We start from the raw sequence: 11,035 nt of genomic DNA, 5'->3' as shown, positions 1-11,035 counted from the left end.
TGTGAGGGAAACCGGAGTTGCGCCCGGCCGGAGTTGCGCCCGGAATGTGCGTTTGTTCAAGTGCCGGCGGTTGGAAAGACGATCTTTTGACGAAAAAACAGAAAGTGCAGCCCCCTTTTCCGACGAAGGACGAGTTGCGGCGCTACATCGTTGAGAGCCCGCGACCCATTGGGAAGCGGGAGATCGCACGCGCTTTCCATATCAAGGGCGAGGATCGGCCCCGTCTCAAGGCATTGCTGCGCGAGTTGGAGGCCGACGGCGTCGTTGAAAAGGGCGACGGGCGACGCCTCACCCGTCCGGAAGGGCTTCCAGAGATTACCGTCATTGAGATTATCGGAACCGACAGCGATGGAGAGCTGTTGGCTGAGCCGCACCGCTGGCGTGGTGACGGCCCGGTGCCGAAAATTTTTGTGGTGCCGGAAAAGCGCAGCCGTGCTGCGCTGGGTCGAGGGGATCGGGCGCTCGCCCGCCTCAAGCTTGTTGAGCCGAATACCTACGAAGCCCGAATCATGCGGGTCGTTGGGAGCGGCAAGCAGGATCAGATACTGGGCATCTACGACCCCACCGGTCGCGAAGGAAAGCTCAATCCAACCAGCAAACGCGCCAAAGGCGATTACCGGTTGAAGCCGGAAGATGCGGCTGGTGCAGTGGCGGGTGAGCTTGTCTTGGCTGAAATCAAGCCAAGGCGCCGACCGATGGGCGCGCAGGAAGTGCGCGTGATCGAACGGCTGGGCGATGTGACCGGACCGCAGGCGGTCAGCCTGATCTCGATTCACGAGCATGAGATTCCCGTCGCGTTTCCCGATGAGGCCATCGCAGATGCCGAAGCCGCTGGGCCTGTGACCGTGAAAGGCCGCACGGATTTGCGATCTGTACCCCTGGTTACCATCGACGGTGCCGATGCACGTGATTTCGACGACGCAGTCTGGGCGGAAGCTGACGCGGACCCGAAAAATCCCGGCGGTTGGCATATCCTCGTCGCTATCGCCGACGTCGCCCACTACGTCCGTGCCGGAAAGGCGTTGGACCGTACTGCTGAGGAGCGGGGGAACTCGGTTTATTTTCCCGACCGTGTGGTGCCGATGCTGCCGGAGGCGCTCTCCAATGGCTGGTGTTCGTTGCGCCCGGATGAGGAACGGGGCTGCTTGGTCTGCGAGATGTGGCTCGACAAGGACGGCAGGCGACTTCGCCATCGCTTCTTGCGGGGCATCATGCGTTCGGCCGCACGCCTAACCTATGAGCAGGTGCAAGCGGCGGTTGATGGTGCGCCTGACGAGGTCACGGCCCCTTTGCTGGAGCCGGTCATAAAGCCGCTATACGGCGCCTTTTCCTCTTTGCTGGCTGAACGTGAAAGCAGAGGAACCCTTGACCTCGACCTTCCAGAGCGCCGCGTCCTGCTGGACGAGGCCGGCAAGGTTAAAGCCATTGAGCCGCGCGCTCGATTGGACAGTCATCGTTTGATCGAAGAGTTCATGATTTCGGCCAATGTTGCCGCCGCGATTACGCTCGAAGAGAAGCGGCAACCCTGTATGTACCGGGTTCACGAAGGGCCCGACCCCGCCAAGGTAGAGGCCTTGCGGGAGTTTCTCGACAGTATTGGCTTGCGCCTTGCCAAGGGGCAGGTGATACGTCCGGCCACTTTCAACCGCCTGCTCGGTGACGTTCAAGGAACGGCCTATGACCAGATGGTCAACGAGTTGGTACTGCGTTGCCAAAGCCAAGCTTACTACGGGGCGACGAATTTGGGCCACTTTGGGCTTTCACTGACCCGCTACGCCCATTTCACCTCGCCGATCCGACGCTATTCCGATCTATTGGTTCACCGCGCCCTGATACGCGGATTGAAGCTTGGGGAGGATGGATTGGATCAGGATCAAGAGGCGCGCTTCGATGACATCGCCGATCATATTTCCCGTACCGAACGCCGCGCCGCAGCAGCAGAGCGCGAAGCGATCGATCGGTTTACGGCGGCCTTCCTGTCGGAACGGGTCGGCGAAATTTTCGAGGGTCGTATCAATGGCGTGACGCGGTTTGGACTGTTTGTGACACTGCGGGACAGTGGTGCGGACGGCCTGGTTCCGATTTCCAGTTTACCGCAGGACTATTATGACCATGTCGAGACGGCGCATGCGTTGATCGGCCGGCGCTGGGGCAGGGAGTTCCGGCTCGGCGAAACGGTGTCCGTCAGGCTGGTCGAGGTCAATCCTATCACCGGCGGGATCGTCATGCAGATGATCGAGGGCGAGGAGCCAAAGGAATCGGATTTTCGCCCACTGCCGGACCGAAATGTACGCCAGCAGCGCCCCACGCGCCCTTCCTCCAAAGGTGGGCGCTCTGCATCTGAAAAGAAACGCAGTGGGACAAGGAAAAAGAGCCGCGATGCCAAAAAGACGGGCAAAAGGCGAACTTGAAGGTCGCGTTTCAAGTTGTAATAGTAGAATTGGGCTGGAAGCCCTTGGCTGGAGCCACTAAAGTTGACGATCTCCAGTAAGGACCGGATCATCCTGTCCGGAAGGGGTCAGAATCGAATGATAGGTGCAGGGATCGTGAGGCAGGTAACGGCCACGCCGCGTAAATCGGGGCTCCGGTCTTTCCTGTTGATGCCTGCGGCAATCTTCCTCATGGCCTGCGCCGGTGCGGTACCCAGCGCCTATGACACCTATGAAGAATCCTCCGCCACACAGTTGTTTCGAACGGGTCTCCAAGACATTCACGACATTTATATCGAACCCAAGGACGCCCAGGGCCTGACGATGGCGGGCCTTGAGAATCTCGAAAAGATTGATGCAGCTGTGCGCGTGGAACTGCGCGAACACCAGGTCGCATTGCTATTGGGCAGCAGTGATGCCGCTCTTTTCGATAGACCGCCCCAGGATGATGTCGACGGTTGGGCGGCTTTGACGGCTTTGGCGCTGGCCGATGGGCGCAGGCGTTCTCCCAAACTTCAAGAAGCGACCGCAGAGCAGCTTTACGAAGCGGTGTTCGATGGCATGGCCGGACAACTCGATCGATTCTCGCGTTATTCCAGTCGCGATGAGGCCCGCGACAATCAAGCCTCGCGCGACGGTTTCGGCGGTATTGGCGTTCGTATCCGCATGATCGAAACGGGCGTTGAGATCTTGCAGGTTATGGAACAAACACCTGCAGAGCGCGCGGGGTTGCTGGATAACGATATCATTACGCATATCGGCAGCGTGCCGGCCAGCACTCTGGATCAGCAAGAGGTCGTCGAGCGCCTGCGCGGGCCAATTGGCAGCGAAGTGGTTGTCACTATCGACCGCAAGGGTTTCCGGCCGTTTCCAATAAAGGTAATCCGCGCCCATGTCGTGCCGCAGACCGTTACAGCCCATACCGAGGACGGTATCGCGATTGTGCGTGTGACCGGCTTCAATCAGAGCACGACCCGTAGCCTGGAGACCAAAGTGGAGGATACCTTGGCGCGGGCTGAGGGATCGGTTCGGGGGTTGGTCCTCGATCTGCGCGGAAATCCCGGGGGTCTGTTGGATCAGGCAGTCAACGTTAGCGACCTGTTCGTTGGCGAGGGACGCATTGTTTCGACACACGGCCGGCATCCCGACAGCCACCAACTCTTCCAGGGTTATGAAGACGACGTGGCGGAAGGCTTGCCGATCGTTGTTTTGATTAATGGCGGCTCGGCTTCGGCCTCGGAGATCGTTGCCGCTGCTCTGCAGGACAGTGGCCGTGCCGTTGTCGTCGGCAGCAGCTCTTACGGAAAGGGGTCTGTGCAGACCGTCTTGCGCCTGCCAAACGGCGGGGAAATCACCCTGACTTGGGCGCGGTTCCATGCACCCTCTGGATACGCCCTGCACCTACGTGGCGTCCAGCCGGACGTCTGTACCAGTTTGCCGGAAGTGTCGCTTGATGAGCTACGCAAAAGCCAAGCGGTTACCTTGCCCAGGGTCATTCCTTCGATCGCCGAGGTGATTGACCAACCGCCGGTTACCGAAGCCGAAGCGGAACGCTTGCAAAGCCGTTGCCCAAAATCTGAAGCCGAACTGGACCGGGATGTCGAACTGGCCCAAGAACTGTTACGCAATCCCGACCTCTATACCCGTGCGTTGGGCCGCAATGTGAACACGCTGGCAAGGTTTGAGGAATCTCGGACCCTCTCGGCTCATACTCAGACACAGTGATTACCGAAATGGCGCCTACCCCATCCATCCCGCAACACGCAGCCGGGTTGATCCTGCTGCGCGAGACTATCGAAGGGCCGGAGGTGCTTCTTGGCAGGCGGCATCGTCGGATGGTCTTCATGCCCGGGGTCTATGTCTTTCCCGGAGGGCGTCTGGAGGAAGAGGACCACTTGGACGACAGTCTAGCGTCCGTTGTCCAAGCGCCTGCCGAAGTGGACGCCGCCACGAGTGCGATTCTACCCGCATTGGCACGTGCAGCCCTGCGCGAGTTGTCCGAGGAGACCGGGTTGGTCATGCAAAGGGCCAAGGCGAGATCGCTGCGGCTTATTGCACGGGCGATTACGCCGCCCGGAAATCCGCGTCGGTACGACACACGATTTTTTCTGGGCGATGGCGCGCACTTTTCCGGCAAACTTGCGGGTGATGGCGAACTCGAAGATTTGCGCTGGCACTCCTTGACGGCGTTGCGGCACCTTCCCTTACCGCGAGTCACCGAAGTGGTCATGAAACAGGCGCTGGCCGTTTGGCACGATCCCGATACCGCATACTATGAGATCACCCGTAAAGAAGAACTCGGCTGATACGACGCTCGGGCGTTGACTTTGCCGCGCCAAACGTTATCTTCCGGGCCTTCGGGATATCAGGACACCGCTTTCAGGCGAAGGACGTTAATTATGGCGAAGTCGAATATTCAGCTGATCAAGATGGTCAGCACCGCCGATACTGGGTACTTCTACGTCAAGAAGAAGAACCCCCGGAACTCGACCGAGAAGTTCGAGATGCGCAAGTACGATCCGCGTGTGCGCAAGCATGTCGTCTTCAAGGAATCAAAGATGAAGTGATTTGGCGCGGCCTCGCTTCCGTTTGGGAGCCGTGGCCGCAGACGAACCAGCCGCCGAAACCTCTCGGGTCCGGCGGCTTTTTCGTGCCTATTTTCCGTTAAAGACCGGTCGCCGTTTTTCGATGAAGGCGGCGACGCCTTCCCGGTAATCGTCGCTGTCACAGGCCGAAAAAGCTTCATCGATATCGGCTTGCGTGATGGGTGTTGGGGAAAGCACACGTGCCGCCATCTTCTTGTGGAGTCGGGCGGCAATGGGTGCGCCCGCGGCAATACGATCGATCATTTTTGACGCCTCATCCTCGATAGCGTCGTCCGGCACGACCCGGTTCACGAGGCCCATGGCTTTGGCCTCCTCGGCCCCGAACACACGCCCCTCCAAAAGAATCTCCAAAGTGTTCGAACGGCCGATCAACTCGACCAAGGCGGCTGTCGCGGGGTAGGGAAGAACATGGCCAATGCGATTGATGGGGATGCCGAAACGGGCGCTCTCATTACAGATTCTCAGATCGCAAAGCGCAGCAAGCTCCAGGCCGCCGCCAACGCAAACACCTTCGATCACCGACAGCGTCGGTAGGGGACAATGGTGGAGATGATCCAGCGCGGGCTTCATGTTCTCTGCGTAGGACTTGGCCTGATCGGCGTTGGCCCGAACATTTGGAAACTCCGAGATGTCCGCGCCGGATGCGAAGGCCTTGCCGCCTGTCCCCCGTAGTACGATGCATCGAAGGTCCGGGTCGGTGGACAAAGCGCCAAGCTGGCTTCCCAACTGCCGCCACATTTCAAGCGACAGGGCATTCATCCGCCCGGGATTGTTGAAATAGATAGTGGCGCTATGGAGATTTCGCCGAACTAAAATGCCGTTCTCGCTGTCGTGTGCCATGTTCCAAGGATATTCCCTTATTTTAACGATTACTGCTGCAACGCAGCAAAAGGCTTGCTCTTGGCGCTTATCTTAGGAAAATGCCGAGCCGACGACCAACACAAAGGAATCAGGATGACTGGTAATACTGCTGCTGCCTGCTCACTGGGCCGCCAAGACGTTTGGCCCCAGGGTCCGCAGGTCAAGACCGTCAACCTGGCGCTCCAGGGCGGCGGCGCCCATGGCGCCTTTACCTGGGGCGTGTTGGACCGCCTGCTGGAAGATGACCGAATTGCCATCGATGCCGTTACCGGGACCAGCGCAGGCGCCGTCAATGGCGCCGCCATGGCTTACGGTCTTGCGGTGGGCGGCCGCGAGAAAGCCCGGGAGGTATTGTCCAGTGTTTGGCGGCAGGCCTCCGTTCTTTCTGCCCTGTCACCGCTGCAGCCGACGATGCTCGATCGCATGATGGGATTGGGACGGATGGACTATTCGCCCGGTTACCGGGCTCTTGAGTACATGAGCCGCCTTTTTTCTCCTTATGAATTCAATAGCTTGGATATCAATCCCTTGCGTGCCGTCCTTTCGTCGGAAATCGACTTCGACGTGCTGAAGGAATGCGCGGCGGTCAAGCTCTTCGTGAGCGCCACCAATGTGCGCCGTGGACGGATTAAGATCTTCGACCTGGCGGAGATGTCGGTGGATGCGATCCTGGCTTCTGCCTGCCTACCCTATATACACCGCGCCGTTGAAATCGATGGCGAAGCCTATTGGGATGGCGGGTACATGGGTAACCCGGCTATCTATCCGCTAATCTATGGCAGCGACTGCCGTGACGTTTTATTGGTGCAGATCAATCCCATAAACATCGAGGAGACGCCGACCACGGCCCAGGCGATCATCGACCGTTTGAACACAATTACATTCAATGCGGGGTTGATGCGTGAGATGCGCGCCGTTCAGTTCGTCAGCGAACTGGTGGACAAGGGTTTCGATGATGGCGGTAAACTCAAGCGGATGCTGATGCATGTCATCGACGCCGAGGACTTCATGCGTGAATTGGGGACCTCCTCAAAGCTGAACGCAGACTGGGGTTTCCTGCACCGTCTGTTTGAACTTGGTAGGGCACGGACCGATGATTGGTTGGCGCAAAATTTCGAAGCCCTGGGTATGCGCGATACCGTGGACCTGGAAACTTCCTACCTTTGAGTGCTAGAGGCTGAGCGCGATGGCCTTGCGTAGGTCTCGCGCCGCCTGTTTGGGGTCATGGGCGCTGGCGATGGCCGACACGACAGCAACGCCACTTGCCCCGCAACCGTGTAGCTGTGCCAGGCGATCAACCGTAATGCCGCCGATCCCAACGACCGGCAGCGTCACCTTGCCAGCAACGCTTGCCAAGCCCATTGGTCCGATTGCAGATCCGGCATCGTCCTTTGTCGTCGTTCCGTAAACCGGCCCGCAACCGACATAATCGACACCGGTCAGGTCAGTCCGTGCAAGTTCTTCCAGGTTTCCAATAGAGACTCCCAATATGGCCTCCGGTCCCATGTGAGCGCGCACTTGGGCGGGTGAAAGGTCCGACTGTCCGACATGCAAGCCGTCGGCGTCGACGGCCAAGGCGACTTTTAACGAATCGTTGATGATCAAGGGAACGCCACGCGGCCGCAATAGCGCCTTAACTTCACGCGCCCGCTGGATGAACGCCTCTTCATCAAGCCCCTTTTCGCGGAGCTGAACCAGGGTTACACCGCCTTCGACCGCGGCTGAAAGAACCGTTCCAAGCGGACGGCCACCACAATCCGCAAGCCCGATGACAAGATAAAGACGGGGGTCGAATAGCTTCATCCGATGCGCACTGCCTTGACCAGTGTTGCTTCGTCGAGCAGGTAGATGGCGTCCACCAACGCGCTTCGGAAACTGCCTGGAGCCACCGCCCGTTCGGCGGCAAACTCACCTGCTACTCCCATAATGACAAGCGCATGTACCGTGGCCCGCATGGGATCTTCTTGAACAGCGAGGCAAGCTGCGGTCAGGGCGGAGAGCGCGCAGCCGACGGCGGTGACGCGCCCCATCATTTCGCTGCCATTGGCGATCGCGGTCATATCGTGACCATTGGTCACGTAATCGATCGACCCGGTGACGGCGACGACGGTTCCGCATTTGCGTGCAAGATCCTGGGCGGCATCCAAAGCATCCCAGGATTCGATGGTTGCATCGACACCGTGGCCGCCGCCGGATTCCTGGCTGAGGGCGGTGATCTCCGAGGCATTGCCGCGAATGACGCTAGGTTGCAGATGAGATAAGCGCTCTGCAATCTCCCGCCGAAAGGATGTGGCGCCCACACCAACCGGATCTAATAGCCATGGAACACCGGATTCGACGGCCGCCTTGGCGGCTAGATACATGGCTTCGGCACTCGGCCCGTCCAGCGTGCCAATATTAATGCACAGGGCAGCGGCGGCGCTGGCAACTTCTTCCACTTCTTCCTTGGCGTGCGCCATGACTGGGGAGGCGCCGGCCGCGAGCAGTAAATTCGCCGTCAGGTCCATTGCGACCGCATTCGTCACGCAGTGCACGAGCGGTCGCGTGCTGCGCAAGCGGCTAAGCGTTTGCCAAACCGCCAGAGCTTCGGTTTCCTGGTTATCATCAATCATCGAATCGTCAGCCATACCCAAGAGAGTGGCGGCGGTGCTGTGCCCTGTAAAGGCTCCCCGGTTGTTGCTCTCACGGCTATCTCTCATTAATCATGTTCGATGACAGTAATAGTGGCCGATAATACTATTTCCGAAGGACGCAACAGTAAGCTCATGAGCCAGATCGATTCAGCAGCCCGCACCACCGCCCGAATATTGATGGAGATTGAAGCCGTTCTGTTTCGGCCTGACGATCCTTTCACCTTCACCTCAGGCCGCAAAAGCCCGGTATATGTCGATTGCCGGAAGATCATCGCTTTCCCAAGAGCCCGGGCGCGGTTGATGGACCTGCTGCTTGAAAAGGTGCAGGACAGAGCCGGGCATGAGCGCTTCGACGTGGTGGCAGGCGGCGAGACCGCGGGCATTCCCTTTGCCGCCTGGATCGCAGAGCGGGCGGGGTTGCCCATGATCTATGTGCGTAAGAAACCCAAGGGATTTGGCCGCAACGCCCAGATTGAGGGCTCTTTCAAGGATGGCGATCGCGTATTGCTGATCGAGGACCTTGCGACCGACGGCGGTTCCAAGATGATTTTCGTTGATGCCTTGCGGGCTGCTGGGGCTGAATGCGCCCATACCGCGGTCATTTTTCACTATGGCATCTTTCCTGAAGGCCTGCAGAAGCTGACGGATGCGGGAGTGGCGTTACACGCCCTTTGCACTTGGTGGGATGCTTTGGCCGTGGCCGAGGAAGCGGGTTACTTGACGTCTGAGGGCATCAAATCTGTACGAGCCTTTCTGGAAGACCCGGATGGCTGGTCGAAAAAGAATAGCGGCGAGGGGGCGTGAGTTTGCACAACCGCCAGCGCCTTGGATGGCTTGGACTTTTACCGCTATTGGCGGTTATGGGGATCGTTCTCCTGGCCGCGAGCCCGGCGGCCCAGGCGCGCACCCTGCGTATTGGCATCTCGCAGTTTCCTTCGACGTTGCATCCTTTGATCGATTCCATGTTGGCCAAGAGCTACGTGTTGGGTTTGGCACGCCGGCCTTTGACCAGCTACGACGAGAATTGGGAATTAGCCTGCCTGGTCTGTACCGAGGTGCCGACGCTGGAGAATGGATTGGCAGTCCGCGAAACCACGGCATCCGGTGAAGAGGGAATTGCCGTTACCTATGAGATTGTCGAGGGAGCGGCGTGGGGGGACGGTACGCCGGTAACCAGCGAGGACGTTGTTTTCACCTGGCAGGTTGGCAGGAATCCGCAAAGCGGTGTGGCAAGCCTGGAGGGGTTTCGTCGAATTCTGGATGTTGAGGTGTTGAGCGCCCGCCGTTTCGTGCTGCACGTTGACCGCGTGACGTTTGACTACAACGCGGCGAACGGGCTTGAACTTCTCCCGGCTCACATCGAGCGGCCGCTGTTTGAAGCGAATCCGGCGGAGTATCGGAACCGAACTGCCTATGACAGCGATTCGACCAATCCGGGACTCTATTTCGGGCCTTACCGTATTTCCGAGGTGGTCAAGGGCTCCCACGTTGTTCTGGTGCTTAACGAAACCTGGTGGGGTGAAAAGCCGGCATTCGAGCGGATCATCGTGCGGACCATCGAGAACACCGCCGCTCTGGAAGCCAATCTCCTGTCCGGCGAGATCGATATGATCGCGGGCGAGCTTGGCTTGACGATTGATCAAGGGCTTGCCTTCGCAGAGCGCCATGGCGACACGTTTCAGGTCTTCTTTAAGCCCGGTTTAATCTATGAGCACATCGATCTGATGCTGGAGAACCCGATCCTGGCAGACCGCAAGGTCCGTAAAGCGCTCATCCTCTCAGCCGACCGGCAGGCGATCAGCGAGCAGTTATTCCAGGGTCGTCAACCGGTCGCCCTCACTAACGTTTCGCCGCTGGACTGGGTCTTCAGCGACCAAGTAGCGCGCTACCCCTATGATCCGAAAGCGGCGGCGGCACTGCTCGACGAAGCCGGTTGGGACCGGATGCAAGGCGGTGTAAGGCACAATGCCAAAGGCGAGCCTCTTCGGTTGGAACTGATGACCACCGCAGGCGACCGGACACGCGAACTCGTGGAGCAGGTGCTGCAAGCCGGTTGGCGGCAAGTAGGAATTGACCTGCGCATTCGTAACGAACCGGCACGAGTGTTCTTCGGCGAGACGGTTTCAAAGCGTAAGTTCACCGGACTGGCACTCTTTGCTTGGTTATCGGCACCTGAAAGCGTGCCGCGCACGACGTTGCATAGCGAGGAAGTGCCCAGCGAAACCAATAACTGGTCGGGGCAGAATTACACCGGCTACAACAATCCTGAAGTCGATCAGTTGCTCGATGCGATTGAGCGGGAGCTGGACAGGGAGCGGCGCGCGGATTTATGGCTCAAGCTACAGCAAATTTACGCCGAGGATCTGCCGGTTTTACCGCTTTACTGGCGGGCGGCAACCTATGTTCTGCCCAAGGAGATGCAAGGTGTCGTCCCAACAGGGCATCTCTCGCCCACGACCTACTGGGTCGAAAACTGGCAGTGGAACGATTAGCATCGGGAGGAAAT

At 58.9% G+C, this 11,035-nt stretch carries 10 protein-coding genes; 7 read left to right on the top strand and 3 right to left on the bottom strand.

Features of this window, described 5'->3' with window-relative positions:
* Positions 1-86: 86 nt before the first annotated feature.
* The 4 genes from rnr to rpmG all read left to right on the top strand — a co-directional run bounded on the left by rnr (position 87) and on the right by rpmG (position 4,996).
* On the top strand, positions 87-2,411 hold the full coding sequence (rnr, locus tag ABIE63_RS01225) for a ribonuclease R (protein WP_354502087.1): 2,325 nt from the start codon (positions 87-89) through the stop codon (positions 2,409-2,411).
* 63 nt (positions 2,412-2,474) lie between these two features.
* The gene (locus ABIE63_RS01220; protein WP_354502084.1) at positions 2,475-4,154 is read left to right on the top strand and encodes a S41 family peptidase; all 1,680 of its coding nucleotides are present in this window, start codon (positions 2,475-2,477) and stop codon (positions 4,152-4,154) included.
* Positions 4,155-4,162: 8 nt separating this feature from the next.
* Entirely contained in the window at positions 4,163-4,735 is a 573-nt protein-coding gene (locus ABIE63_RS01215) for an NUDIX hydrolase (RefSeq protein WP_354502081.1), read from the top strand.
* A 93-nt stretch (positions 4,736-4,828) separates the two neighbouring features.
* On the top strand, positions 4,829-4,996 hold the full coding sequence (rpmG, locus tag ABIE63_RS01210; RefSeq protein WP_354502078.1) for a 50S ribosomal protein L33: 168 nt from the start codon (positions 4,829-4,831) through the stop codon (positions 4,994-4,996).
* Between the two features lie 87 nt (positions 4,997-5,083).
* Here the strand turns inward: rpmG and ABIE63_RS01205 are convergent, their stop codons facing one another.
* Positions 5,084-5,875 (bottom strand): enoyl-CoA hydratase-related protein, encoded by a 792-nt coding sequence (locus ABIE63_RS01205; RefSeq protein ID WP_354502075.1) that lies wholly within the window; start codon positions 5,873-5,875, stop codon positions 5,084-5,086.
* A 114-nt stretch (positions 5,876-5,989) separates the two neighbouring features.
* Between ABIE63_RS01205 and ABIE63_RS01200 the strand changes: the two genes are divergently transcribed.
* Positions 5,990-7,063, top strand: a complete 1,074-nt coding sequence (locus tag ABIE63_RS01200) for a patatin-like phospholipase family protein (protein WP_354502072.1) — start codon at positions 5,990-5,992, stop codon at positions 7,061-7,063.
* 3 nt (positions 7,064-7,066) lie between these two features.
* Here ABIE63_RS01200 and thiE read toward each other — a convergent pair whose 3' ends face one another.
* Positions 7,067-7,699, bottom strand: coding sequence for a thiamine phosphate synthase (gene thiE, locus ABIE63_RS01195; protein WP_354502069.1), 633 nt, complete (start codon positions 7,697-7,699; stop codon positions 7,067-7,069).
* Positions 7,696-8,595, bottom strand: a complete 900-nt coding sequence (gene thiM, locus ABIE63_RS01190) for a hydroxyethylthiazole kinase (protein WP_354502066.1) — start codon at positions 8,593-8,595, stop codon at positions 7,696-7,698. The genes thiE and thiM overlap by 4 nt, the downstream gene beginning before the upstream one ends.
* A 66-nt stretch (positions 8,596-8,661) precedes the next feature.
* Between thiM and ABIE63_RS01185 the strand changes: the two genes are divergently transcribed.
* Both ABIE63_RS01185 and ABIE63_RS01180 read left to right on the top strand, forming a co-directional pair.
* A complete protein-coding gene (locus tag ABIE63_RS01185; RefSeq protein ID WP_354502064.1) occupies positions 8,662-9,333 on the top strand; it encodes an orotate phosphoribosyltransferase in 672 nt (223 codons plus the stop codon).
* Complete coding sequence (locus tag ABIE63_RS01180; protein ID WP_354502061.1) at positions 9,330-11,021, top strand: peptide ABC transporter substrate-binding protein; 1,692 nt, start codon at positions 9,330-9,332, stop codon at positions 11,019-11,021. Before ABIE63_RS01185 ends, ABIE63_RS01180 begins: the two co-directional genes overlap by 4 nt.
* Positions 11,022-11,035 lie beyond the last annotated feature (14 nt).

This window comes from Limibacillus sp. MBR-115 (assembly GCF_040549425.1).
Lineage (GTDB): Bacteria > Pseudomonadota > Alphaproteobacteria > Kiloniellales > CECT-8803 > Limibacillus > Limibacillus halophilus.
Note: the sequence above shows the minus strand (reverse complement) of the source record. Positions and strands in the feature narration are given on the sequence as shown.